The organism is Sphingomonas silueang (assembly GCF_040049155.1).
GTDB classification, from domain to species: Bacteria; Pseudomonadota; Alphaproteobacteria; order Sphingomonadales; family Sphingomonadaceae; genus Sphingomonas; species Sphingomonas silueang.
Map to the genome: position 1 here is coordinate 79,593 of NZ_JBDZDK010000009.1, position 25,105 is coordinate 104,697.

The 25,105-nt window shown below is 68.2% G+C and carries 20 protein-coding genes; 6 read left to right on the forward strand and 14 right to left on the reverse strand.

From position 1 onward, the window contains the following. The 9 genes from glgB to ABLE43_RS10790 form a co-directional block, all read right to left on the reverse strand. Window positions 1-2,163, reverse strand: a complete 2,163-nt coding sequence (gene glgB / locus ABLE43_RS10750) for a 1,4-alpha-glucan branching protein GlgB (RefSeq protein ID WP_348978500.1) — start codon at window positions 2,161-2,163, stop codon at window positions 1-3. Further along, window positions 2,160-4,589 (reverse strand): glycogen/starch/alpha-glucan phosphorylase, encoded by a 2,430-nt coding sequence (locus ABLE43_RS10755; protein WP_348978501.1) that lies wholly within the window; start codon window positions 4,587-4,589, stop codon window positions 2,160-2,162. Before ABLE43_RS10755 ends, glgB begins: the two co-directional genes overlap by 4 nt. 274 nt (window positions 4,590-4,863) lie before the next feature. Continuing rightward, the gene (locus ABLE43_RS10760; RefSeq protein ID WP_348978502.1) at window positions 4,864-5,475 is read right to left on the reverse strand and encodes a LutC/YkgG family protein; all 612 of its coding nucleotides are present in this window, start codon (window positions 5,473-5,475) and stop codon (window positions 4,864-4,866) included. Continuing rightward, window positions 5,472-6,866, reverse strand: a complete 1,395-nt coding sequence (locus ABLE43_RS10765) for a lactate utilization protein B (RefSeq protein WP_348978503.1) — start codon at window positions 6,864-6,866, stop codon at window positions 5,472-5,474. Before ABLE43_RS10765 ends, ABLE43_RS10760 begins: the two co-directional genes overlap by 4 nt. After that, window positions 6,863-7,618 (reverse strand): (Fe-S)-binding protein, encoded by a 756-nt coding sequence (locus ABLE43_RS10770; RefSeq protein WP_348978504.1) that lies wholly within the window; start codon window positions 7,616-7,618, stop codon window positions 6,863-6,865. The genes ABLE43_RS10765 and ABLE43_RS10770 overlap by 4 nt, the downstream gene beginning before the upstream one ends. Then, window positions 7,615-8,565, reverse strand: a complete 951-nt coding sequence (locus ABLE43_RS10775; protein ID WP_348978505.1) for an alpha/beta hydrolase — start codon at window positions 8,563-8,565, stop codon at window positions 7,615-7,617. Before ABLE43_RS10775 ends, ABLE43_RS10770 begins: the two co-directional genes overlap by 4 nt. 104 nt (window positions 8,566-8,669) lie before the next feature. Continuing rightward, on the reverse strand, window positions 8,670-9,416 hold the full coding sequence (locus tag ABLE43_RS10780) for a rhamnogalacturonan acetylesterase (protein WP_348978506.1): 747 nt from the start codon (window positions 9,414-9,416) through the stop codon (window positions 8,670-8,672). A 95-nt stretch (window positions 9,417-9,511) separates the two neighbouring features. Then, the gene (gene lra1, locus ABLE43_RS10785) at window positions 9,512-10,276 is read right to left on the reverse strand and encodes an L-rhamnose 1-dehydrogenase Lra1 (protein ID WP_348978507.1); all 765 of its coding nucleotides are present in this window, start codon (window positions 10,274-10,276) and stop codon (window positions 9,512-9,514) included. A 13-nt stretch (window positions 10,277-10,289) separates the two neighbouring features. Beyond that, window positions 10,290-11,144, reverse strand: coding sequence for an IclR family transcriptional regulator (locus tag ABLE43_RS10790; protein WP_348978508.1), 855 nt, complete (start codon window positions 11,142-11,144; stop codon window positions 10,290-10,292). Window positions 11,145-11,338: 194 nt separating this feature from the next. On the opposite strand from ABLE43_RS10790, the gene rhmD reads away from it, so the two are divergent. From rhmD to rhaT, 5 genes are all read left to right on the forward strand, one after another. Beyond that, window positions 11,339-12,529: an L-rhamnonate dehydratase gene (rhmD, locus tag ABLE43_RS10795; protein WP_348978509.1), complete on the forward strand. Its 1,191-nt coding sequence runs from the start codon at window positions 11,339-11,341 to the stop codon at window positions 12,527-12,529. Between the two features lie 11 nt (window positions 12,530-12,540). Further along, window positions 12,541-13,395, forward strand: a complete 855-nt coding sequence (locus ABLE43_RS10800) for a 2,4-didehydro-3-deoxy-L-rhamnonate hydrolase (protein WP_348978510.1) — start codon at window positions 12,541-12,543, stop codon at window positions 13,393-13,395. Then, the gene (locus tag ABLE43_RS10805) at window positions 13,392-14,144 is read left to right on the forward strand and encodes an SDR family NAD(P)-dependent oxidoreductase (RefSeq protein WP_348978511.1); all 753 of its coding nucleotides are present in this window, start codon (window positions 13,392-13,394) and stop codon (window positions 14,142-14,144) included. The genes ABLE43_RS10800 and ABLE43_RS10805 overlap by 4 nt, the downstream gene beginning before the upstream one ends. 138 nt (window positions 14,145-14,282) lie before the next feature. Beyond that, window positions 14,283-15,182 carry an amidohydrolase family protein gene (locus tag ABLE43_RS10810; protein WP_348978512.1) on the forward strand — a complete coding sequence of 300 codons (900 nt, stop codon included), beginning with the start codon at window positions 14,283-14,285 and terminating at the stop codon, window positions 15,180-15,182. Beyond that, window positions 15,179-16,237: an L-rhamnose/proton symporter RhaT gene (gene rhaT, locus ABLE43_RS10815; protein WP_348978513.1), complete on the forward strand. Its 1,059-nt coding sequence runs from the start codon at window positions 15,179-15,181 to the stop codon at window positions 16,235-16,237. The genes ABLE43_RS10810 and rhaT overlap by 4 nt, the downstream gene beginning before the upstream one ends. A gap of 127 nt (window positions 16,238-16,364) precedes the next feature. Here the strand turns inward: rhaT and ABLE43_RS10820 are convergent, their stop codons facing one another. Next, entirely contained in the window at window positions 16,365-17,351 is a 987-nt protein-coding gene (locus ABLE43_RS10820) for a glycoside hydrolase family protein (protein ID WP_348978514.1), read from the reverse strand. Then, a complete protein-coding gene (locus tag ABLE43_RS10825; RefSeq protein WP_348978515.1) occupies window positions 17,315-18,826 on the reverse strand; it encodes an MFS transporter in 1,512 nt (503 codons plus the stop codon). The genes ABLE43_RS10820 and ABLE43_RS10825 overlap by 37 nt, the downstream gene beginning before the upstream one ends. Before the next feature lie 112 nt (window positions 18,827-18,938). Here ABLE43_RS10825 and ABLE43_RS10830 point away from each other — a divergent pair, with 112 nt between their 5' ends. After that, window positions 18,939-20,291 carry an oligogalacturonate lyase family protein gene (locus ABLE43_RS10830; protein ID WP_348978516.1) on the forward strand — a complete coding sequence of 451 codons (1,353 nt, stop codon included), beginning with the start codon at window positions 18,939-18,941 and terminating at the stop codon, window positions 20,289-20,291. A gap of 228 nt (window positions 20,292-20,519) precedes the next feature. On the opposite strand, the gene bglB is transcribed toward ABLE43_RS10830, so the two are convergent. The 3 genes from bglB to ABLE43_RS10845 form a co-directional block, all read right to left on the reverse strand. After that, window positions 20,520-21,632, reverse strand: coding sequence for a beta-galactosidase BglB (bglB, locus tag ABLE43_RS10835; protein WP_348978517.1), 1,113 nt, complete (start codon window positions 21,630-21,632; stop codon window positions 20,520-20,522). Window positions 21,633-21,770: 138 nt separating this feature from the next. After that, the gene (locus ABLE43_RS10840; protein ID WP_348978518.1) at window positions 21,771-24,752 is read right to left on the reverse strand and encodes a glycoside hydrolase family 35 protein; all 2,982 of its coding nucleotides are present in this window, start codon (window positions 24,750-24,752) and stop codon (window positions 21,771-21,773) included. Between the two features lie 5 nt (window positions 24,753-24,757). Further along, the gene (locus tag ABLE43_RS10845) at window positions 24,758-25,072 is read right to left on the reverse strand and encodes an L-rhamnose mutarotase (RefSeq protein ID WP_348978519.1); all 315 of its coding nucleotides are present in this window, start codon (window positions 25,070-25,072) and stop codon (window positions 24,758-24,760) included. Window positions 25,073-25,105: the final 33 nt, after the last annotated feature.

The window sequence follows — 25,105 nt, forward strand, 5'->3', positions numbered from 1 at the left end:
TCACTCCCCTTTGTTCTTTTCGTATCGAAACCACATCGTCGCCAGCGGCGGCAGCGTCAGCACGACCGCGCCGTCGCGTGCCGTCACGCCGCCCAGATTGCCGACCCCGCTGCCGCCATAGACGGTGGCGTCGCTGTTCAGCACCTCGGCCCAGCGCCCGTCCTGCGACACCGGCACCCGATATCCCTCGCGCACCACCGGCGTCAGATTGGCGACGACCAGCACCGGCGGCTCGCCGGGCGCATGGCGTTCCCATGCGAACACCGAATTGGCGGCATCGTCCACCACCGCCCAGCGGAAGCCTTCGCCCTCGCAGTCGCGGGCGTGGAGCGCGGGCGTATCGCGGTAGAGACGGTTGAGATCGCGCACCAGCAACCGCACGCCCCCGTGCGCGGGCATCTCGAGCAACTCCCAGTCGAGCGCGCGTTCCTCGGACCATTCGCGCGCCTGCGCGAACTCCTGTCCCATGAACAGCAGCTTCTTGCCGGGATAGCCCCACATGAGCGCGTAATAGGCGCGCAGGTTGGCGAATTTCTGCCACGCATCGCCCGCCATCTTGGTCAGCAGCGAACCCTTGCCGTGCACCACCTCGTCATGGCTCAGCGGCAGGACGTAATTCTCGCTGAAGGCATAGGTCAGGCCGAAGGTGATCTCGTCATGATGATGCCGCCGGTGCACCGGCTCGCGCGCCATGTACGACAGCGTGTCGTGCATGAAGCCCATGTTCCACTTGAACCCGAAGCCGAGGCCCCCTTCGTGCACCGGCTTCGTGACACCGGGCCATGCGGTCGATTCCTCGGCGACGGTGAAGACGCCGGGATGCTGGCCGTACACCGCCGTGTTGGTCGCGCGGAGGAACGCGACCGCCTCCCAATTCTCGCGTCCGCCCGCGTCGTTGGGAATCCATTCCCCCTCGCCACGCGAATAGTCGCGGTAGAGCATCGACGCGACCGCATCGACGCGCAAGCCGTCGACATGATAGCGCTCGGCCCAGAACAGCGCGTTGTTGACCAGGAACTGCGCCACCTCGCGCCGCCCGAAGTTATAGATGGCGGTGTTCCAGTCGGGATGGAACCCGAGGCGCGGGTCTTCATGCTCGTACAGCGCAGTCCCGTCGAAGCGGGCGAGGCCGTGCGCATCGGTCGGGAAGTGCGCGGGCACCCAGTCGATCAGCACGCCGATCCCCGCCTTGTGCGCCCCGTCGACGAACCGCGCGAACCCCGCCGGATCGCCGAAGCGGGCCGAGGGCGCATACAGCCCGGTCGTCTGATAGCCCCATGAGGGATCATAGGGATGCTCGCTGACCGGCAGGAACTCGATATGGGTGAAGCCCATGTCGACGACATAGGGGATCAGCCGGTCGGCCAGCGCGTCCCAGGCCAGGAACCACCCGTCGTCGTCGCGCTGCCAGCTTCCCGGATGCACCTCGTAGATCGACACCGGCACCCGCCGCGGATCGACCGAAGCCCAGTGCGCGCGGTGCGCCCCGTCGCGCCAGTCATGATCGATCGGCGCGGCGGTTCGCGACGCGGTGGCGGGGCGCAGCTCGCTTGCAAAGGCGAACGGATCGGCCTTGAGCGGCAGCAGCGTGCCGTCGGCCCCGCGGATCGCGAACTTGTACGCCTGACCCGGCCCCACATCGGGCAGGAAGATTTCCCAGACGCCCACATCGGCGCGGCGGCGCATCGGATGGCGCTTGGCGTCCCATCCGTTCCAGTCGCCCACCACGCTCACGACCTGCGCATTGGGCGCCCACACCGCGAAGTGCATGCCGTCCGCGCCCTCGTGCCGGATCGGATGCGCGCCCAGCTTGTCGTGCAGGCGCAGGTGCGTACCCTCCGCCAGCAGGAAATCGTCCATCGGGCCCAGCACGGGGCCGAAGCTGTACGGGTCCTTCACCCACCATTCGCCCCGGCCGCCGCGCGCATAATACCATAGCGGCTGGGGCGGGCCGGCGACGACCCCCTCGACGATGCCGTCGCCCACCGGCTTCAATTCGCCGAGCAGCGCGCCCGACAGGTCGTGCGCCAGCACCTTCTGCGCGCCGGGCAGCCATGCGCGCACGAACGTCCCCTCCGGCCCGGCATGCGGCCCCAGCAGCGCGAACGGATCGGCCTGCCGCCCCTCCAGCAGCGCGAAGATCGCGTCCGCCGGTGGCTTCACATCACGCCCCAGATGTCGCGGGCATATTCCGCGATCGTCCGGTCGGACGAGAACCAGCCCACGCCCGCCACATTGCGGATCGCGCTGGCGTTCCAGCCGCTGCGGTCCTGCCAGCGGCGATCGACGTCGCGCTGCGCCTGGGCATAGCTGTCGAAATCGGCGGCGCACAGGAACCAGTCGCTGGTCTCGATCCCCTCGATCAGGCCCTTGTAGCGATCCGGGTCGTCATGGCTGAACACGCCGCCCTTGATCGCGGCCAGCGCCTGCGCCAGTTCGGGCGACGCCGCGATCGCCTCGCGCGGGTCGTATCCCGCCGCGCGCTTGGCCGCGACCTCGTCGGCGGTCAGGCCGAAGATCACGATGTCGTCCGCCCCCACATGGTCGCGGATCTCGACGTTCGCGCCGTCCAGCGTGCCGATGGTCAGCGCGCCGTTCAGCGCCAGCTTCATGTTGCCGGTGCCCGATGCCTCCATCCCCGCGGTGCTGATCTGTTCGGACAGGTCGGCGGCGGGCATGATCCGCTCGGCCAGCGACACGTTGTAGTTGGGCACGAACGCCACGCGCAGCAGCCCGCCGACCGCCGGATCGGCATTCACCCGCCGCGCCACGTCGCCCGCCAGCTTGATGATATATTTGGCGTTGTGATAGCTCGGCGCCGCCTTGCCCGCGAACAGCTTCACGCGCGGGGTCCAGTCGCGCTCCGGATGGCTGCGGATCTGGTCGTACAGCGCCACCGTCTCGAGGATGTTGAGCAGCTGGCGCTTGTATTCGTGGATGCGCTTGACCTGCACGTCGAACATCGCCTGCGGATCGAGCCGGACGCCCATCGTCTCGCGCAGGTGCTGCGCCAGCGCCGCCTTGTTCGCGCGCTTCACGCCCTCGAACTTCTCGCGGAACGCGGCGTCGTCGGCGAACGGGCGCAGGTCGGCCAGCCTGCCCGCATCGTCGAGGAAACCGTCGCCGATCGCCTCGCGGATCAGGTCGGTCAGCGCCGGATTGCTCTCGAACAGCCAGCGCCTCGGCGTGATGCCGTTGGTCTTGTTGTTGATCCGCGTGGGGTAGAGCCGGTGGAGATCGGCGAACACCGTCTGCTTCATCAGATCGGTGTGCAGCGCCGCGACGCCGTTGACGCTGTGGCTGCCGACGAACGCCAGGTTGGCCATCCGCACCCGCCGCTCGCCGCCCTCGTCGATCAGGCTGATCGCGCTGACCGCGCCGTCGCTATGCCCCTGCGCGCGCGCCTCGCGCAGCACCTTCGCATTGATCGCATAGACGATCTGCATGTGCCGCGGCAGCAGCCGCTCGAACAGGGGCAGGGGCCAGCTTTCCAGCGCCTCGGGCAGCAGCGTGTGGTTGGTGTAGCCGAAGGTCGCGCGGGTGATGCCCCATGCGCTGTCGAAGTCGAGCCCGTGCTCGTCCAGCAGCAGCCGCATCAGTTCCGCCACCGACACCGCCGGATGGGTATCGTTCAGCTGGATCGCCGCCTTGTCCGCCAGCGTCCGGATATCGCCGAAATACTGGACGTGCCGCCGCACGATGTCCTGGATCGAGGCCGAGGAGAAGAAATATTCCTGCCGCAGCCGCAGTTCCTGTCCGGCAGGCGTGCTGTCGGCCGGGTAGAGCACGCGCACCAGCGTCTCGGCCCGCACCTGACCGGCCAGCGCGCCTTCGTGATCGCCCGCGTTGAACCGGTCGAGCCGGATCGGATCGCGCGCCCGCGCGGTCCACAGCCTGAGCGTGTTGACCCGCGCCCCGCGCCAGCCGATCACCGGCGTATCGACCGCCATCGCATCCACCGTCTCGGCGGGGTGCCAGTGGATCGCGCCGGTCTCGTCGCCGACCACCTCGCCGCCGAAGCCGATCGAATAGGCGCTCTCGCGCCGCTCGAACTCCCACGGATTGCCGTGGCGCAGCCAGTTCTCGGGCAGCTCCACCTGCCAGCCGTTGTCGATGCGCTGGCGGAACATGCCGTTCACATAGCGGATGCCATAGCCATAGGCGGGCAGGTCGAGCGTGGCGAGGCTCTCCATGAAGCATGCCGCCAGCCGCCCGAGCCCGCCGTTGCCGAGCGCGGCGTCGGGTTCCTCCTCCTCGATCGCGCTCAGGTCGACGCCGAGCGACGCCAGCGCCGCGCGCACCTCCTCGCTGCGCGACAGGTTCGCCATCGCATCGCGCAGCAGCCGCCCGATCAGGAACTCGAGGCTCAGGTAATAGACCCGCTTGGCCCCGTCGGCATGCGCCTGCTTGCTCGACGTCATCCAGCGTTCGATCACGTCGTTGCGCACGGTCAGGATCGTCGCCGCCAGCCAGTCGTGGGGGAGCGCGGCCTGCGCATCCTTGCCGATCCGGTGGACCAGCGTATCGAGAATGGCATCGGCGAGCGGCGGCGGGGACGAGGCGACGGCGGCAAGGGCGGGCTGGGTCACGCAGGCTCCTGGATTGGGTTCGTCGGCGACAGTATCGAACGCGGCGGGCATGTCACGCGCAATACGTATGCGCGAAGCGTGACGTTCCGGCGGCAGAACAAAAATGCGCGATGCCGCTGCGTTCGTCATTCCCGCGCAGGCCGGAATCCATTGCGTCGGGTGTTATCGATCGCGCGCAGACGTCGCCCCATCCATGGACTCCCGCCGGCACGGGAGTGACGAAGCCTGGGGCAACCGGTGGCGTTGCCTCGCCCGCGCCGAACGTCGCCGGAAGCTACCCCACCAGCACCACATGCAGGAACCGCGGCCCGTGTGCCCCGCGGACATATTGCCCCTCGATATCGGTCGTACCCGACACGCCCGTCACCCAGTAATGCGCCCGGCTGCCCGCCAGATCGGCGGGAATGTCCTCCAGCCGGTCGACCAGCCTATCCGCCGCGAGCACCACCACATGGTGCAGCGTCAGGAAATTGGGCAGCATCGGCGCGGCCGGGCCGGTCTCGAACACCAGCGAGCCGCTTTCGGCCACGCCCGCCTTCGCCATCGCCAGTGCCGCGACCTGATCCGGCACGGCGCGGTCCGTCAGCGCGAACCCGGTCCAGTCCAGTGCGGTCAGCGCCGGATCGGGCGGCAGGTACAGCGCCGCCGCCGCACCCTGCGAAGCCAGATAGCGCGCGACCGCACCCGGCACCTCCGCCAACGTCGCCACCCGATCGAGCGTCGCCGCGACGCTCGGCAGCGCGAGCCGGGTCGCGAAGCGTTCGACCAGCGTGCCCGCCGGTTCGGGCGGGCGCTCGTTCCCCGCGACCAGCGCTGCGGCCTGTCGTTCCAGATCGGCGGGCACCGGACGGCGCAGGCGCCCGAGGATGGTATCCCGCGCGCTCACCGGCGGCGTCCCTTCGCATATTGCGCCATGAAGGTGCCGCCCTCCGGCGCGGGCATGTCGCGGTGCGCAGTCCATGCGCCCGCCAGCGGCAGCCGGGCGATCCAGCCGCGCTTCGCCAGCAACCGCATCGCGCGCACCGCAGCACCGCTCGCCAGCCGGTAGAGCCGGGGGCGCAGCACCGCGCGCCGCCACACGCCCAAACCCTGCCGCATCGTCACCGGTTCCAGCCCTTCGCGCCAGCTCTTCTCGCGCCAGCCGCGCAGCAGGGTGGGGAGGGGGATGTTGACCGGGCACACCTCCTGGCACCGCCCGTTCATCGTGCAGGCATGGGCAAGGTCGCGATTGGCCGACAGCCCGTCCAATGCCGGGGTCAGCACCGCACCCATCGGCCCCGGATAGGTCCCGCCATAGGCATGGCCGCCGACCTGCCGGAACACGACGCAGTGGTTCATGCATGCCCCGCACCGGATGCAGCGCAGCATCCGCTTCAGTTCCGCATCCTCGCGCATCGCACTGCGGCCGTTGTCGACCAGCACGATGTGCATCTCCTCCGGCCCGTCTCGATCGCCCGTCCGCTTCGGCCCGGTATAGAAGGTGGTGTACTGGGTCAGCGCCGCGCCGGTCGCCGATCGTGCCAGCATCCGGAGCATATGCACCGCATGCGGCATCGACGGCACCAGCTTCTCGATCCCCGCCGTCACGATATGCACCCGCGGCGGCACGATCGACAGTTCGGCATTGCCCTCGTTGGTGACGGTGCAGATGCTGCCGCTGTCGGCGATCAGGAAGTTCGCCCCCGAAATCCCGACATCGGCGCCCAGCATCCCGATGCGCAGGTGCCGCCGGGCGCTCTCCGCCATCGCCGCGATCGTCTCCTCGACATGCGGATCGGCATGTTTGGCCTTGAACAGCGCCGACACCTGCTCGCGCGTCTTGTGCATCGCGGGCCACACGATGTGCGACGGCCGCTCGCCCGCCAGCTGGATGATGTGCTCGGCGAGGTCGGTCTCGACCCGCTCGATCCCGGCCTCGGCCAGCGCATGGGGCAGGCCGATCTCCTCGCCCAGCATCGACTTGGAGCGGGCGACCGACTTCGCCCCCGCCTTGCGGCACAGCTCGACCACGATCCGCGCGGCCTCGTCGGCGGTGCTCGCCCAATGGACCTGCGCCCCCGCCGCGACCGCATTCGCCTCGAAGGTTTCGAGATAATGGCCGAGGTTCGCGATCACATGGTCCTTGATCGCCGCGGCCCGCGCCCGCGCATCCTCGAACGCCGGAAACGCCGCCACCGCCGCCGCGCGCCTGGCCTCTGCCGTGCCCGCCGTCCGCTCGACCGCGACCTTCAGGACCGGATCGGCGAGCGCCAGATCGACCCGCTGCCCGAAGCTCATGCCTGCTCCCCGATCGCGGGACCGTCGCCCATGCCCGCCAGCACCTCGACCGTGTGGAACGCGCGCACGCCGCTGCCGCGCCGGTGCAGCTTGCCCGCCATGTTCATCAGGCAGCCCAGATCGCCCGCCAGCAGCAGCGCCGCGCCGCTGTCCTCGATCGCCTGCGCCTTCTCCTCGACCACCGCGTTCGAGATGGCGGGATATTTGACGCAGAAGGTGCCGCCGAACCCGCAGCACGTCTCCGCGCCCTTCAGCGGCACCTGTTCCAGCCCCGCCACCGCGCCCAGCAGCGCGCGCGGCTGCCGCTTGATCCCCAGTTCGCGCAGGCCAGAACAACTGTCGTGACAGGCGGCGCTCGTCGGCAGACTGACCCCTTCGGGCCGCCAGCCCTGCGCGTCGAGGAACGACAATATCTCGTGCGTCTTCGCCGCCACCGCCTCCGCCCGCACGAGCCATACCGGATCGTCGGCGAACATCTCGGGGTAGTGCACCTTGATCGTGCCGCCGCACGACCCGCTCGGCACGACGATCGCATCATGGGGTTCGAGGCAGGCGATCGTCGCCTTGGCGATCGCCTCCGCCCCCGCGCGGTCGCCGGAGTTGAACGCGGGCTGGCCGCAGCACGTCTGCCCAGCGGGCACGACGACGTCGAACCCGGCCTCCTCCAGCACCTTCAGGCTGGCGAACCCCACCGCAGGCCGCATCGCATCGACGAGGCAGGTGACGAACAGCGCGACCCGTGGCCTGCTCATAGCCCGTGCCGCTTCGCCCAGGCGAAGAACAGGCCGGTCCACGGCGCGGCCTGCCCGTCGATCGTCACGCCGAAGCCGTGGCCGCCGATCTCGGGGAAATAGGCCTCGGCGGGCACCTTCGCGCGGCGCAGCGCGGCGAGCACGGCGAGGCCGTTGTCGACGCTGACCACCTTGTCGTCGATCGCATGGGCGATGAACGTCGGCGGGCTGGTGGCCACGATCCGCGCATCGGTCCGCGCGCGCAGCGCCTGATCGGGGGTGAACTCCTTGCCCAGCAACTGGTCCTGCGATCCCTTGTGCGCGCCGGGCGCGCCCATCAGCGCCACCGGATACAGCAGCGCGGCGGCCCGCACGCCCAGCGGCTGCGCATCGGCGGCATCGACCGACCGGTACGTCGCGTCGGTGCGATAGGCCAGCATCGCCGCCAAGTGCCCGCCCGCCGAAAAGCCCATCACCCCGATCCGGTCGAGCGCGACGCCGTTCGCCTTCGCCTCGGCCTTGATCAGCCTGAGCGCGCGCTGCGCGTCCTGCAACGGCGCGTCCGGCCCCGCCGCCCATGGATCGCCGGGCAGGCGGTATTTCAGCAGATAGGCATGATAGCCCCGATCCGCGAAGAACTGCAGCAGCGCCCGCGCGCCGTTGCCGATCGCGACGCGCAGATATCCGCCGCCGGGAATCAGCAGGATCGCGCCGCCGTTGGGCCTGGCGGGGGCGACATGGGTCATCGTCGGCGTGGTGACGTGGAGGAAGGCGGTGTCGTCCTTCGGCCCGGTCGGCGACCGCATGATCTCCTGCTCGACCGCCGTGACCCGCTCGCCGCCCGGTGCCTTGCCCGGCCAGATCGGGCGATAGACCAGCGGGGCAGGGGTCTGCGCATGGGCAGGCAGCGCGGCGGCGATGCCCAGGGCTACGGTGCCGCCGAGCAGGGTGCGGCGGGCCAGTCCCAAACCGTATCCCCGCGCAGGCGGGGATTCAGCGTCAGGGTCGCTGCCGTGCGGTTTGCCGGACTCCGGATCCCCGCCTGCGCGGGGATACGGCTGCGTAGCATCGCTCACCGACATGCCACGCTCCCCAGCGGAGTCGTCCGCGTCAGGTCGGGCCGGTCCTTCGCGACCTTGGTCGCCACCGGCAACCCGGTGCGCGCCAGATCGGCGGCGATCAGCTCGGCGACGCCACGCGCGCCCAGCTCGCTGAAGTGCGTGTCGTCCGCGATGCCGTCCTTGAACCCCGGCCAGCGTTCGGCGGGATAATGCAGGAACAGCGCCTTCGACGGCTCGACCCCCTTGGCATCGACCCATGCCCGCGACGACGCCTCGAGGTCGATCAGCTGCGTGCCCGTGGTCGCCGCCAGATCGCGCACGACCGCCGAATACGTCGCGAAATCCGCCTTGGCCTTGCCGTCCGGCCCGAACGAGCGCCGCGTCACCGGAGTAATCAGGATCGGCGTCGCGCCGCGCCCCTTCGTTTCCCAGATCATCCGCAGCAGATTGTCGCGGTACAGCGTCGCGGCGGGAGCATAGCGCTCCGGCTTGTTCTGGCTGGCGTCGTTGTGGCCGAACTGGATCAGCACCACGTCGCCCGGCTTCAGATCGGCCATGATCCTGTCCCACCGCCCCTCGGCGATGAAGCTCTTGGTCGAACGTCCGCCCATCGCCCGGTTCTCGACCTTCACGTCGCCGCTCAACCCGCAGGGCAGCATCTGCCCCCAGCCGGTCTGGGGATAGCGATCTTGCCTGTAGGTCTGCGCGGTCGAATCGCCCGCGATGAAGATCGTTTCGGCGGGAAGCTGCGCGCCCATCAGTATCCCCGCGCAGGCGGGGATCCAGAGTCGCAGGCGGCGGCGTGCGTTGCCCTGGGCTCCCGCCTGCGCGGGAGAACGGCCCTTTTCGCCCATCACTGAAGGTTCACGAACATGCCGCCGTCGACCAGCAGCGCCGCGCCGGTGACATAGGCCGCCATGTCGGAGGCGAGGAACACGATCGGCCCGACCATGTCCTCGGGCTGTCCCAGTCGCCCGAGCGGCACGCGCTGTTCCATGTAGGTCCGCTTGGCCTCGTCGGCGAGGTCGTCCTTGTTGATCTCGGTCAGGATCGTGCCCGGCAGCACCGAATTGCAGCGGATGCCGTACCGCCCGAGCGCGATCGCGGTCGACTGCATCAGCGAATGGACCCCCGCCTTGGTCGGGGTGTAATGCGTCTGATACTCGCCGCCCACCAGCGCCGAGATCGAGGAGACGGCGACGATCGCCCCGCCGCGCCCCTGTTCGACCATCGCCTTCGCCGCGGCCTGGCACATGTAATAGGCGCCGTGCAGGTTGACGCGCAGCGTGCGCTCCAGCGTCTCGGCGGGCATGTCGAGGAAGCTGTGGAACGGGCAGATGCCCGCGTTCGACACCATCACATCGACCCCGCCGAATTCGGCGACGGCCTTCGCCACGAAGTCCCGCGCGGTCGCGGCCTCGGCCACGTCGCCCTTGATCGCAAGGCCGCGCTGCCCGGTCGCCTCGATCGCGGCGATGCAGGCGTCCGCATCCGCATCGCGGCTGTGATAGTTGATGACGACGTTCGCGCCATGCTCCGCCGCGCCGATCGCCGCCGCGCGCCCGATCCCCGTCGAGGCGCCCGTCACCAGCACCGTCTTGCCTTCCAACAGCTTCATCACGCTCTCCAGACTATTTCCGGCGCCGCTTCTGCAACGCCTGGGTTTCGGGGGACCAGCCGAGGTCGCGGCTGATCCGCTCGGCGGTGCCGCGCACGTCGCCGCTCAGCGTCGTCATGCGGGCATCGTCCATATATTGCGCGGCGCTCGACACGCTGATCGCGCCGACGATCCGGCCCGACGCATCGCGCACGGGCGCGGCGACGCAGCGGATCAGATCCTCGTTTTCCTCAAGGTCATAGGCATGGCCGCTGGCGACATAGCCGCGCATCCGCTCCATCCAGACGGTGAAATCGGGGCGGCGGGTGCCGGGGGGATGTTCCTTCTCGAACACCTGGGTCCAGTGCGCCTCGTCGTCGTCGAGCAGCAGCGCCTTGCCGAGGCCGGTCGAGGACAGCGGCTGGCGATCGCCGATCCGGCTGGAGATATCGACGCGCCTGCGCCCCGGTATCTTGTCGAGATACAGTGCCAGACCGTCGTCCAGCCGCCCGAAATGCACCGTATCCTCGCTGAGCGCCGCCAGTTCCTCGATCCGCGGGCGCGCGATCTGCACGATATCGGCCTGCCCCTGCGCGAGGAAGCCGAGCTGCAACAGCTTCGGCCCGAGCAGATAGCCTTCGCGCGGCAGGAAGGTGAGGAAACCCCGGTCGATCAGCGCATTGGCGAGGCGATGCGTGGTCGATCGCGTCAGCCCCATGCGCTGCGACAGTTCGGCGAGCTTCACCGGCCCATCGATCACCTGGTCGAGCAGGTCGAGCCCGCGCACCAGCGTCTGGCTGCCCTGCGCCTTGTTCGCCGTCTTGCCCTCGGTTTCGGCGGGGGCGGCGGCGTCGCCGGGCGATTCTTCGTTTGACGGGTTCTGTCTCATCTAGTAGCATCCTATCCCATAAAGTGAGAAAGTAAACCGGTCGGAGCGGATGTTTCGCGGCACTCGCCGCAAAAAGGGGTTCCAACATACGATCATACGCCGGACAGCGTACCACATGCTGGTATGGTCCGGCGCGCGATTTTCCAGCGATCGGCAGCGGGCGGTGCCCGTTCGCCCAAGGACAAGGTGTGGCAATGAAGGCGGCGCTTCCCAGGATCAAACACGTCCGCGCGTTCACCGTGCGCGGCGGCGGTGCGGACTATCACGACCAGCAGGGCTATCACTGGATCGACGATCACATCGCGACCCCGATGAGCCGCTATCCCGAATATCGCCAGTCGCGGCAGAGCTTCGGCATCAACGTGCTCGGCACGCTGATCGTCGAGATCGAGGCGGAGGACGGCACGATCGGCTTCGCGGTCACGACCGGCGGCGAACCCGCCTGCTTCATCGTCGAAAAGCACCTCGCCCGCTTCCTCGAAGGGCGCTCGCCCACCGAATACGAGAAGATCTGGGACCAGATGTACTTCTCGACCCAATATTACGGGCGCAAGGGGCTGGTGGTGAACGCCATTTCCGGCGTCGACCTCGCGCTGTGGGATCTGCTCGGCAAGCTGCGCGACGAGCCGGTGTACCAGATGCTCGGCGGCGCGGTGCGCGACGAGCTGCAATTCTACGCCACCGGCGCGCGGCCCGACCTCGCCAAGGAAATGGGCTTCATCGGCGGCAAGATGCCGCTGCACCACGGCCCGGCCGAGGGCGTCGAGGGGCTCAAGAAGAACATCGCCGAGCTGGCGACGATGCGCGAGCGCGTCGGCCCGGACTTCTGGCTGATGTGGGACTGCTGGATGGCGCTCGACGTGGACTATGCCACCCGCCTGGCGCATGCCGCGCACGAACATGGCCTGAAGTGGATCGAGGAGGCGATCAGCCCCGACGATTACTGGGGCTATGCCGAACTCAAGCGCAACGTGCCGCGCGGCATGCTGGTCACGACCGGCGAGCATGAGGCGACCCGCTGGGGCTTCCGCATGCTGATGGAGATGGACTGCTGCGACATCATCCAGCCCGATGTGGGCTGGTGCGGCGGCGTGACCGAACTGCTCAAGATTTCGGCGATGGCCGATGCGCGCGGCAAGCTGGTCGTGCCGCACGGATCGTCGGTCTACAGCTATCATTTCGTCGTCACGCGGCATAACTCGCCCTTCGCCGAATATCTGATGATGGCGCCGGAGGCCGATCACGTGCAGCCGATGTTCCACCCGCAGCTGATCGGCGAACCGATCCCCGAGAACGGCCGGATGCGCACCTCCGCGCTCGACGCGCCCGGCTTCGGCGTGGAGCTGAACCGCGACCTGACCATGCACCGCCCCTTCGAGCACTGAGAGAAAACGCCATGAAGTTCTGCCGCTACGGTACCCAGGGCAACGAGAAGCCCGGCGTCGTCGATCACGACGGCAATATCCGCGACCTGTCGGGCGTGGTGTCCGACATCACCGTCGACACCATCCGCGATCTGTCGGTCGATATCGACAGCCTGCCCGTCGTCGAGGGTTCGCCCCGCTACGGCGTGCCGGTCAAGGGCATCGGCAAGATCGTCGCGATTGGCCTGAACTATGCGGATCACGCCGCCGAATCGAACCTGCCGGTGCCCGGCGAACCGATGATGTTCATGAAGGCACTGTCGTCGCTGACCGGCCCGAACGACGAGGTGATGATCCCGCGCGGTTCGACCCACACCGACTGGGAAGTCGAGCTGGCGGTCGTGATCGGCAAGACCGCGCGCTATGTGTCCAGGGAGGACGCGCTGTCGCATGTCGCGGGCTTCGCGATCGCCAACGACGTGTCGGAACGCTTCAACCAGAAGCAGCGCGGCACCCAGTGGTCGAAGGGCAAGGGCCACGACACCTTCTGCCCGGTCGGCCCGTGGCTGGTCACGCCGGACGAGGTGGGCGACCACCAGAACCTCGACATGTTCCTCGACGTGAACGGCGAGCGGATGCAGACCGGCAACACGAAGACGATGATCTTCGACGTCGCCGAACTGATTTCCTACGTCAGCGAATATATCACCCTGTACCCCGGCGACCTGATGATCACCGGCACGCCGCCGGGCGTGGGCGAGGGCAAGCGGCCGAACGCCATCTACCTGAAGGCGGGCGACACGATGAAGCTCGGCATCCAGGGTCTGGGTGAACAGAACCAGCAGGTCGTCGAATGGCGCAACCTCGGCGACGCGGTGCTCGGATGACCAGCTATGCAGGGCGTTTCGCGGGTCGCACCGCGGTCGTCACCGGCGGCGCGTCCGGCCTCGGCCGCGCCGCCGCCAAGCGCATCGTCGCGGAGGGCGGGCAGGTCGCGCTATGGGACCTGAACGCCGCCGCGCTGGACGAGGCGCAGGCGGAGGTCGGCGCGACGCATGTCGTGGCGCTCGACATTTCCGATGCCGCCGCCGTGGCGCAGGCCGCCGCCGACAGCCACGCGGCGCTCGGCGGACGGATCGACGTGCTGGTGTGCTCCGCCGGGATCACCGGGGCGACCGCGCCGGTGCATGAATTCCCGATCGACAGCTGGCTGAAGGTCGTCGACGTGAACCTGAACGGCCTGTTCTACTGCAATCGCGCGGTGGTGCCGTTCATGCTGGCGTCGGGCTATGGCCGGATCGTCAACGTCGCCTCGGTCGCGGGCAAGGAGGGCAATCCGAACGCCGGCGCCTATTCGGCGACCAAGGCGGCGGTGATCGGCCTGACCAAGAGCCTCGGCAAGGAACTGGCCGGAAAGGGCGTCATCGCCAACGCGCTGACCCCGGCGACCTTTGAAAGCCCGATCCTCGCGCAGCTGCCGCAGAGCCAGGTCGATTACATGCGCTCCAAGATCCCGATGGGTCGGCTGGGCGAGGTGGACGAAAGCGCGGCGATGGTCTGCTTCATGGCCAGCGAGGAGTGCAGCTTCACCACCGCCTCGACCTTCGACACTTCGGGCGGTCGCACGACCTTCTGATCGCCCGTATCCCGGCCCCGTTCGGTTCGAGCAGCTTCGAGCCCGTCGAGAACGCCGTGGCCATCACGGCCCCTTCTCGACAGGCTCGAAGCGAACGGGGGTAGGGGAGGGGAATGAAACAGCCGGAAAGCGGACGCCATGCCCAACCTCCCCTTCATCGACGCCCATGTCCACCTGTGGGATCTCTCCCGCATCCGCTACCCGTGGCTGACGCCGCCCTTCGCCGACGACGGCCCCAACGGATCGGTCGAGCCGATCGCGCGCACCTATCTCCTCGACGACTATCGGGCGGATGCGGGCGCGTGGGACGTGCGCGGCATCGTCCATGTCGATGCCGGGGCGGAAGCCGCCGCCGCGCTCGACGAGACGCGCTGGCTCCAGTCGATGGCCGATGCGCAGGGCATGCCCAACGCGATCGTCGCCTTCGCCGACCTTTCCGATCCGGACGTGGACACGCTGCTGGCCGCCCACGCCGCGCACCCCAATGTTCGCGGTATCCGCCACATCGTCAACTGGCACCCCGACCCGCGGCGCACCTATACTCCCCGCGACGTGACGCGCGACGAGGCATGGGCGAGGGGCTATGCCCGCCTCGCCGCACATGGCCTGAGTTTCGACCTCCAGGCCTATCCCGGCCAGTTCGCGCACCTTGCCAAGCTGATCGAGCGCCATCCGGAAACCCCGGTGATGGTCAACCACATGGGCATGTGCGTGCCGGGCGAGGAAGCCGAATGGCGGGACGGCCTCGCCGCGCTCGCCCGGCTGCCGCATGTGGCGATCAAGCTGTCGGGGATCGGCTTCACCCATCGTCCGTGGAGCGTGGCGCAGGCGCGCGGCCTCGTCCTCACCGCGATCGACCGGTTCGGCACCGACCGGGCGATGGTCGCCAGCGACTTTCCGACCGACAGGCTCTTCGGCAGCTTCGCCGCGACGCTCGGCGCCTATGAAGCGATCACCGCCGACTTCACCGACGCCGAACGCCGCGCGCTGTTCGCGGGCAACGCCAACCGCCTCTATCGACTGGGCCTGACCCTATGACCCCCAACCCGCTGACCGGCGTGTTCTATCACTGGCTCGGCGGCTTCGCCTCGGCCAGCTTCTACGTCCCCTATCGCGGCGTGAAGCGCTGGTCGTGGGAGATCTATTGGCTGACCGGCGGCATCTTCTCATGGGTACTGGCGCCGTGGTTCTTCGCGAGCATCCAGACCAATGACCTCATCGGCGTGTTCGCCGCCACGCCCATGCCGACGCTGCTGTGGCCGGTGTTCTTCGGGGTGCTGTGGGGGTTCGGGGGCTTGGGCTACGGCCTCGTCATGCGCTATCTGGGCCTTTCGCTCGGCATGGCGGTGGTGCTGGGGCTGTGCACCGTGTTCGGCACGCTCATCCCGCCGCTGTTCACCGGCGAATTCGCTGCCAAGCTGCTCGATACGCCCTCGGGCAACATCATCTTGCTCGGCCTCGGCCTGACGCTCGCGGGCATCGTCGTCGTCGCGATCGCCGGGGCAAGCAAGGACCAGGCGCTCTCCCCCGAACAGAAGGCCGCCGCCGTCGCCGAGTTCGATTTCCGCAAAGGCATCGTCGTCGCGATCTTCGCAGGGGTAATGTCCGCCTGCTTCGCCTTCGGCCTTGCCGCGGGCGAGCCGATCAAGGCGCTGTCGGCGCAGGCGGGCACCGGACCCTTGTGGACCGGGCTGCCGGTGCTGTGCCTCGTGATGTTCGGCGGGCTGCTGACCAATGCGCTGTGGTGCGCGATCCTGATCGCGCGCAACCGCAGCGCGGGCCAGTGGCTGGGGCGCGGCGCGGCGCAGGGCGCGCCGATGGGCGCCAATTTCGCGCTGTGCGCGCTCGCCGGGACCGCATGGTATTTCCAGTTCTTCTTCTACACCATGGGCGAGAGCCAGATGGGCCGCTACGGCTTCTCCAGCTGGACGCTGCACATGGCGTCGATCATCATCTTCGGCACGCTCTGGGGCTTCGCGCTGAAGGAGTGGAAGGATGCCGCGCCCCGCACGCGCGCGCTGGTGTGGGGCGGGGTAGGGCTGCTGGTGCTGGCGACGATCGTGATCGGCTATGGCAACATGATCGGGGGGTGAACGGTACCTGTACCGTCATTCCCGCGCAGGCGGGAATCCATACACGCCGACGGCAAAGATAGTGCACAACGTCAGTGCCAATGGATTCTCGCCTTCGCGGAAATGACGAACGTCGGTAGAGCGAACCCTACCGCAGCGGCCCCATGACCGCCCGTTCCCGATCCACCGACAACACACCCTTGTCCTCGCGCAATTCCGCGATCTGCAATACGCTGCGCCGATGCCAGCGCGGGTCGCGCGCGGCTTGCCGTTCGCCCGACTGGTGGACGAAATAGATCAGATACGCCCGGTCGCCCACCACGACGATGTCGGGATGCTGCCCCTTCGCCCGGTCGGTCGGGCGCTTGCCCGCATCTGCCAGCAGATACCCCGGCTGCCGCGTCCAGTGCGTCGCGTCGCTCGAGGATTGCACCAGCAACCCGCGCCACGCATCGCTGACCAGCCACCATTTGCCCCGCCAGCGCACCACCTTCGGTCCCTCGCCCGGCGTGTCGGTCACGGTGCCCCGGACGGTCCAATGCTTCAGGTCGCTGCTGTCGGCGTACTTGATCGCCTTGCCCGCACGCTCGTCGTTGAACCACAGGCGGTAGCGGTCGGCTCCGAGCACCGCGACGCTCGCGTCGATCACCCGGTCGGAACCGAGGTCGAGCCGCTCGCCGCAGTCCCAGCGCTTCAGGTCGGGGCTGGTCAGATGCACGATGAAGCGCGGGGCGTTCCAGTCGCGGAACACGCCCGGCACGACCGTCAGCCACATATGCCATGTGCCGCCGATCCGCTGCACCTCCGGCGCCCACAGCGTCGCGCCGGTACAGGCGGCGGGAATTGCCGCCGTCCCGCCATAACGCCACCGCACCCCGTCCTTCGAGCGGGCGACGCCGATCGCGGTGCCGTGCACCCACGACACGTCCTTCTCGTCGGCCAGCGGAAGGTCGGCGCGGCGGTTGGTGTAGAACATCACCCATTCGCCGGTCTTCGCGTCGCGCACCGTGGATGCGTCCGCCGCCCCGTCGTGCACCGGATCGCGCCACAGCGGGACGGGCGCGGCGGCCTGTGCCAGCAGCAGCGCGGCGGCGGCGATCACCGCGCCTGCCCCGCCACCGGGTTGTTGCCCCACAGCCGGTCGTGCGGCCAGCCCGACAGGTCTTCCACGACGTCCTTGTGCATCGGGTCGGGCGGCGAGGTGTCACCGCTGCGCAGCCGCTCGATCTCCTCCATCAGGATGCCGTGGGTCACAGGCGTCAGCTTGAAGCGCAGCGACACGAGGATGCCGAACGCCAGCACGCCCAGCGTCCCCACGCCCAGCAGCAGCGCGATGGTGTGGATCGCCTCCGGGGTCTGCGTCTTCGCGCCCGACACGAACCCGCCCGCCTGGATGATGAGGCCCACGCCCGCCACCGCCGCCGCCTGCGTCGCCTTGCGCACGAAGGTCATGACGCCCGCGAAGCTGCCTTCGCGTCGCTGGCCGGTCACGATCTCGTCAACGTCGGCCATATAGTTGTACGTCGCCCACGGGATATAGTTGAGCGCCCCGCGCCCCAGCCCGGCGAGCGCGATCGCCAGATAGATCAATGGGCTGGCAGCGGTCGTGCCCCCCTGCCACAGCACCAGCAGCACGATGACGCCCAGCCCGAACGTCACCGCCGCCAGCCGGTATGCGAAGGCCGGCGAGGCACGCAGCGCAAGGTTGATCGCGATCACCACCGCGACGAACTGCACGATATACATCGTGCCGAGCAGCCCCGACGCCATCGCCGTGGTCCCGGCGAGCGCGAAGATCACGAAGAAGGTGAAGGCCGCGTTGAAGATGTCCTGGCTGATATAGCCGCCGAGATACATGCCGAGGTGCAGCCGGAACGCCCGGATGCGCATCGTCGAGAACAGGTTGCGGTACAGCGCCTTGAACGCCGACCCGATGCCGCCTTCGGTGCGCGCGCCCGGCAGCGCGTCGGTCGGCAGCGGCCGTTCCCAGCTGAAGCGGTAGAGGAACGCCGCCGTGCCCATGAACAGCACCGCGAAGATCATCCCCATGTAGAAGAAGGTGCTGACGCTGTCGCGGCCCAGCCAGTTGATGAGCCACAACGGCAGGAACCCGGCGAGGATCGCCGCCGTCTGCCCGAACAGGATGCGGAAGCCTGCGAACTTCGCCTTGGTCTTGTAGTCGGTCGACATTTCCGCCGCGAGCGTCTCGTACGGGATGATGACCATCGCGTACACCAGCTCGAACCCGACATAGCTGACGAGGTAATACCAGAAGCTCATCCCCGGCAGCCACATCAGCGCGAAGCTGGGAAGGAGCGGGATGGCCGCGAGGATGAAGAACCGCCGCCGCCCGAACCGGCGGCCGAGCGCGGTCGTGCCGAAATGGTCGGAGACATAGCCGATGACCGGCGAGGCGATCGCATCGAGGATGCGCGCCACCGCGAAGATGAGCGCCGCCTGTCCGGCGGTCAGCCCGCAGAACTGGGTATAGAAGATCAGCACCCAGCCCGAGATCACCGCCATCGAACCCGCGCCAAGCACGTCGTTCGATCCATAGGCGAGATAGTTGATCAGCCGGACGGGCCGTTTGGCCGGGGGGGCGGAAATCACGCGGACGCTCTCCTCGACGCGCTGCGCCCTTGCACGGGTCGGCGCGATATGGTCATTATGTGAAGCGCTATCATAGTATGTGGAACAATCAAAGCGCGAATGGAGAGTCCGGATGCGGTTGCACAGCCTGTTTGCCCTTGCCCTGCTGGCCACCGCCGCCGCGCCCGTGGCGGCGAAGCCCGCCGCCGAATGGATCGATGCGACCACCGGCCACCGCGTGATCCGCATCAGCCGCGTGCCCGACAGCACCAGCCTGTATTTCCACCAGAACAGCTATACGCCCGAGGGCGACCGGATGGTGGTGAGCGTCCCCGGCGGCATCGCGACGATCGACCTGAAGACATGGGAGATGAAGCCGCTGGTGTCGGGGCCGGGCATCACCCTGCTGTTCACCGGCCGCCGGACCCGCACCGCCTATTACGCGACGCAGCTGCGCAACGACGCCAGCGGGCCGTCCACCATCCACGCGGTCGATATCGGCACGGGCCGCACGCGCAAGGTCGCCGACGTGCCCGGCGGCTCGATCGGCTCGATCAACGCCGACGAGACGCTGCTCTTGGGCCAGGTCGCGCTGGGCGAGGGGGCGCTGCGCCCAGACGGCACCCGTCAGGACAATCGCCACACGCCGGGCCGCGTCGTCGGGCCGGGCGAGGCGGACTATCGGGCAAACCGCGCCGACGGCACGCCCTATACCTTCGCCGAGGCCAAGGAACGCCGCCTGAACGAACGGCTGGAGGCGGGCATCCCGATGGAGATCTTCACCATCGACCTGAAGACCGGGCAGCGCCGCGTCGTCACCGCCTCGACCGACTGGCTGAACCACATCCAGTTCTCGCCGACCGATCCGCAGCAGATCATGTATTGCCACGAAGGGCCGTGGCACAAGGTCGACCGCATCTGGACGATCCGCGCCGACGGATCGGGCAAGCGGCTGATCCACACCCGCACCATGAACATGGAGATCGCGGGCCACGAATTCTTCTCCGCCGACGGCAAAAGCATCTGGTACGACCTGCAGACGCCGCGCGGCGAGGTGTTCTGGCTGGCGGGCTACGACCTCACCTCGGGCAAGCGCCACTGGTACAAGGTCGACCGAAACCAGTGGTCGGTGCATTACAACCAGATGCCCGGCGGCAAGCGTTTCTCGGGCGACGGCGGCGACCCGGAAATGGTCGCCCATGCCCCGGACGGGAAATATCTCTACCTCTTCACGCCCAAGGCCATTCCCGACGTGGCCGACATCCACGCCGCCGACGCCGACCGCCTGATCGTGCCGGGCACGCTGGAGGTCGAGAAGCTGGTCGACATGCGCAAACACGACTATCGGCTCGAGCCGAACATGACCTTCACGCCCGACGCGAAATGGGTGGTGTTCCGCGGCAATTTCGAGGGCGCCACGCATATCTATGCGGTGGAGGTGGCCAAGGCCTCCGATCGACATTCCCGCGCAGGCGGGAATCCATAACCTCTGGCGTGTCGATCGATCCGCAACGTCGGCGGCGATGGATTCCCGCCTCCGCGGGAATGACGGGGGTGGGAGGGGCGTACGCACCCCAAACAAGCGTCATCCCGACGCAGGCCGGGATCCATGGTTCCGCACGCGCCGAAGGGTTCGGATCAGGCGGCGCGGCGGATTCCGGCCTGCGCCGGGATGACGGAGGGAAGGGGGGCGCGGCGAACGCCCCCCGACCGGTCAGATATACGTCCGCAGGAACTCCGCCAGCGCGCAGATCGCGAGGCTCTGGCCATAGGGCATCGAGGTCAGCGCGATGTCCTTGTAGAACTGCTGCGTGTCGCCCATCGCGGTGCCGAACGACACCTGCTTCAACTCGCCCTTGTCGTCGATGTTGGCCAGCACGCCCTTCACCGCCTTGATCCCGACCGCCTCGTAATGGCGCGGCAGATACCCCTTCCGCACCGCCTTGAGGATGCCATAGGCGAAGCCCGCCGCCGCCGACGCTTCCAGATAGCTGGTCGGATCGACGATCAGCGTGTGCCACAGCCCGCTCTCGTCCTGCGTCTCGGCCAGCGTCTTCACCTGCGCGGCCAGCGTATCGATCAGGAACATGCGCAGCGCATCGCCCTGCGGCAGGTCGAGGATCTCGATGATCTCGGGGATTGCGATCGTGACCCAGCAGTTGCCCCGCGCCCACAGCGCCTCGGCGAAATTATGCCGCCCGTTGAAGTCCCAGCCGTGGAACCACAGCCCGGTCTTCTTGTCGAACAGATACTTGATATGGACGAGGAACTGGCGCTTCGCCTCCTCGACATAGTGCGGGCGGTTCAGCAGCAGGCCGATCTTGGCCAGCGGCAGCACGCTCATCATCAGCGTGTCGTCCCACATCTCGCCGGGGTTCTCGTCGTTGTAGACGATGTGCTGGAACCCGCCTTCCTCGGTCTTGGGCAGGCCGTCGGGGGCCATCAGCCACTCCGCCCAGGTATCGAGGTACGGGATGTAGCGCGGGTCCGGCTCGTGCTCGTACAGATAGGCGAGGGTGATGAACGGCGCGACGGTGTTGATGTTCTTGGTCGGCGTGCCCTCCGCAAAGCGGTCCTCGAACCACTGCTTGATGATCTTCAGCGCCGCCTGGTCGCCGGTCTGCTCGTAATAGCGCCACATGCCGAACAGGCCGACGCCGTGCGTCCATTCCCACCCGGCCCAGCCCTTGGTGTCGATGATCCGCCCGTCCTCCAGATGGAGGAGGAACTCGCCGGTCTCGTCCTTGATGTTGACGAGATTGTCCATCAGCAGGGCAATGGAATCGGTAACGTCCTTGCGCGGGATGTCGTGGGTCAGCGCGGCCATGATTGCTCCGGTTGGAAGAAGGTTGGTTCGGTAAAAATCTTGCATGTGCTCCCGCGCAGGCGGGAGCCCAGGGCGGCAGGCGTCACGCTTGCTGCTCTGGACCCCCGCCTGCGCGGGGGTACGGGAAGCGATGGGAAATCACGGCGCCAGCACCGCAGGCGCATCGACCATGCGCACCGGCAATCCGCCGCGCACGTTGCGCAGCGTGACCAGCTTCACCGCCTCCAGCGCATTGCCCGGCTGCCCGTCGCTCGTCACCGCCAGCGAGATGGTGTTGCGTCCATGGTGGTTGAGGATGCCCTCGGGCACCACGAAGGTCCGCTGGGGTCCGACATGCGCGATGAACTGCCCCATGTGCCAGCCGTTGACGAAGATCAGCACGCGGTAGTCGACCGGCGAACGCGGCACCGATGCGTCGCCGAACGCCACGCCGATCGTCGCATCCTGCCCCTTGGGCACGTTCAGGTCGAACTGCGTCCGATACCAGCTCGTCCCCGCCGGAGCGGTCGCGGCGGGAAGCGAAACCTTAGCCCAGCGCGCGTCGTCGAAGCCGGGCAGGTGCCAGCCCATCCGCTCGCCATATTGCCCGCCGTTGTTGGGCACGCCCCGGACGGGATCGACGATGTCCTCGCCGCCCTGCCGTCCCTGGATCTTCCACGCGACCGGAATCGCGAACGATTGCCCCGCCTGTTTCTCGATCGATGCGGACACCAGCCCGCGCGCTTCCTTGTGGAAATCGTCGGCGTCCAGATCCCAGTTATGGCCGTTGTTGCGCACCATGACCGACAGGACATGCTCGCCCGGCGTCCGCGCGGCATCGGGCAGCGCGATCGTCGCCGTTCCCGTCGTGATCGGACGCGGCAGCCCGCCGGGCAGCTCGTCCTGCCCGATCAGCTTCCCGTCGAGGAACACCTGCGCCAGCCCCGATCCGCCTGCGCCGTAATAGATGCGCAGCCGCTGCGCATCCGGCGTGCCGGTGAAGCGCCCGCGATACCACACGTCGCCGTCGTGAAAGCCGTATGCGTCCATCAGCATGTTCGGCTGCCCGTCGGGCCGCGCGGTGATGCTGGCATAGGCACGGTTGTCGATGGCCTGCCAGCCGCTGTCGTCGAAGCCCGGCTCCGCCTCGGGCGTGCCCGGAGCGGTCCGCCACTCGGCCAGCACCGGCAGCGTGACCGGAGCGGGGCCGGGCAGGGCGGCACGCGCGACGATGCTGCCCGCGGTGCCGCTGGCGGTCGCCACCCGCCGCCCGTTCCACGTCACCGATCGCACGGTCTTGGGCGTCCACACCTCCAGCGGCGTCGCGGCCCTGGTATCGCCGGTCAGCGAGATCGCACCGCCGCCGACCTTCGCGCTCCGCAGCAGCGCAGGCCCGCGCACCAGCACGTCGCCGTTCTGCCAGAAGCTCGCCGCCACCGCCTCGTCGCCGACCAGCAGCGTCAGCGGCGGACGCCCGCCGCCCGACACCTGCACCCGCACCATCGCGCCATGGACGTAATCGAGCCGCAGGTCGCCGGTCGCCGGATCGAACGCCGACCGCACGTCGCCCTCGATCACCTTCACGGTCGGTGCGCTCGTGTAGCGCAGCACGCTCGTCCCGTTCTCGCCCGTCCGGCCATAGAGCAGCAGCACGTCGCCGCCGTCGATCCGCACATGGCTCTGCAATTCGGACGTCGCGTACACCAGCCGCTGCCCGCCGAGATTGACCCCCGCGACCAGCCATTTCGCATCGAAGCCGTTCAGCGCCATTTCGGGCAGCGTATAGCGCCCGTCGGGCAGGTCGGCGGTGACGGTGAAGCGGTCGTTGCTCTGCCTGTTCGACGGATTGTGCGTGACGAGCAGGAAGCGCGCGTCCGTCTCCGGCGACTTGTTATGATAGACCTGGATGTTGGGCGACGAGATCGTCGCCGGCCCGGCGGGCACCATCCCCGCCAGATCGGGGACCGAGCGGATCAATCCGGCCAGCGCCTTCAGCTCCTCGGCCTTTTCCCGCACCTCGCGCGTCTCGCTGAACGCCGCGCCGTAATCATAGCTGGTGAACACGACCGGGGCGGGCAGCCAGCCCCAGCTGGTGCCGCCGAAGCCCATGTAGAAGCTCTGGATCGCGATGCCGTTGGCCAGATTGGTGCCATAGAACACGCGCTGGAACCGCTTGCCGCGCTGCTGCGCATTGCATTCATAGCCGCCGTTCGATCCCCAGTAATCGAACCAGCCGCCGCCGAACTCCGCCGCGAAGCCGGGGGTGTTGGGGCTGGCCGAGGCGCCGCCCTTCGCCCCGCCGGGGCCATAGAAGCCCCAGTCGGGCGCGGCGGACCCGCGCGTCACCTTGCCGCCCACGGTGCAGGTGCCGCCGGGATAGCCGTCGAAGGCGTACAGGTCGGGCGACCCTTCCACCGTCTTCGCCACGTTCGATCCGCGCGGCACCCAGTACCCGTTGCGCCCCTGATCGTTGTGGAACAGCGGCACGGTGATGCCGTCGGCGCGCGCCTTGGCATAGAGGTGGTCCATGTACCGCCCCTGCGCCGGGGTGGTCAGCGCCAGTTCGTTCTCGATCTGGTGCAGGATCACGGTACCCTTGCCGCCATTGATCTGGTGGCGGGCGATGATCGGGTTGATCTGCGACAACCATTCGTCGGCGGCGGCGAGATAATCGGGATCGTCGGTGCGCGCCCGCGCCCGCTGGTTCTGCAACCATCCGGGAAAGCCGCCGCGCGTCAGCTCCGCATTCACATACGGCCCGGCGCGGGTGATGACGTACAGCCCTTCTTCCGCCGCCATGTCGAGCAGCCGGTCGATGTCGCGGATGCCCGTGAAGTCGTACACGCCGCGCTTGGGGCTGTGGAACCCCCAGTCGAAATAGAAGGCGACGGTGTTGAAGCCGCTGGCCTTCATCTTCTGCAACACGTCGCGCCACAGATCGGGCGAGGGCAGGCGGAAGGCGTGCACTTCGGCGGACCAGATCGTCAGCCGCTTGCCGTCGATCATCAGCGAGCGCGCGTCGTACGACACGCGGCCGAAGGTCTTGACCGGGGCGCCCAGGTTCGCAGTCGGCTTCGCGGTCTGTGCGGTGGCGGGAACGGCGGCCAGTGCGGTCGCGGCGAGGAGGAGGGGGCGCAGCATGCCGGTCATGCCATGTAGAACATGGGGGTCAACGGCCATTCGAGCGGGCGGTTGTCCGCCTGCGTCTCCATCAGCGGCGCCATGGATTCCCACCAGCGCTGCATGACCGGATTGCCGGGCAGCGTATCACGCTTGTTATCGTCGGCCAGTTCCAGCGTTGCGAACAGCGCGCCGGTCGCCTCGTCGAGGAAGATCCAATAGTCGGAAATCCCGGCATCGCGCAGCAGGTCGGACAGTTCCGGCCAGATCGCATCGTGGCGCGCGCGATACTCGGTTTCCATCCCCGGCTTCAGTTGCATCCGAAACGCGAAGCGCGCCATAGTTCCTCCCATATGTCCATTATGTGGACTATG

Coding starts and splice junctions, on each gene's coding strand:
- ABLE43_RS10765 (WP_348978503.1), bottom strand. CDS start 6,866: ATGAGCTTCGGGCAGCGGGTCGATCTGGCGCTCGCCGATCCGGTCCTG.
- ABLE43_RS10770 (WP_348978504.1), bottom strand. CDS start 7,618: ATGAGCAGGCCACGGGTCGCGCTGTTCGTCACCTGCCTCGTCGATGCG.
- ABLE43_RS10780 (WP_348978506.1), bottom strand. CDS start 9,416: ATGGGCGCGCAGCTTCCCGCCGAAACGATCTTCATCGCGGGCGATTCG.
- lra1 (WP_348978507.1), bottom strand. CDS start 10,276: ATGAAGCTGTTGGAAGGCAAGACGGTGCTGGTGACGGGCGCCTCGACG.
- ABLE43_RS10790 (WP_348978508.1), bottom strand. CDS start 11,144: ATGAGACAGAACCCGTCAAACGAAGAATCGCCCGGCGACGCCGCCGCC.
- rhmD (WP_348978509.1), top strand. CDS start 11,339: ATGAAGGCGGCGCTTCCCAGGATCAAACACGTCCGCGCGTTCACCGTG.
- ABLE43_RS10800 (WP_348978510.1), top strand. CDS start 12,541: ATGAAGTTCTGCCGCTACGGTACCCAGGGCAACGAGAAGCCCGGCGTC.
- ABLE43_RS10805 (WP_348978511.1), top strand. CDS start 13,392: ATGACCAGCTATGCAGGGCGTTTCGCGGGTCGCACCGCGGTCGTCACC.
- ABLE43_RS10810 (WP_348978512.1), top strand. CDS start 14,283: ATGCCCAACCTCCCCTTCATCGACGCCCATGTCCACCTGTGGGATCTC.
- rhaT (WP_348978513.1), top strand. CDS start 15,179: ATGACCCCCAACCCGCTGACCGGCGTGTTCTATCACTGGCTCGGCGGC.
- ABLE43_RS10830 (WP_348978516.1), top strand. CDS start 18,939: ATGCGGTTGCACAGCCTGTTTGCCCTTGCCCTGCTGGCCACCGCCGCC.
- bglB (WP_348978517.1), bottom strand. CDS start 21,632: ATGGCCGCGCTGACCCACGACATCCCGCGCAAGGACGTTACCGATTCC.
- ABLE43_RS10840 (WP_348978518.1), bottom strand. CDS start 24,752: ATGCTGCGCCCCCTCCTCCTCGCCGCGACCGCACTGGCCGCCGTTCCC.
- ABLE43_RS10845 (WP_348978519.1), bottom strand. CDS start 25,072: ATGGCGCGCTTCGCGTTTCGGATGCAACTGAAGCCGGGGATGGAAACC.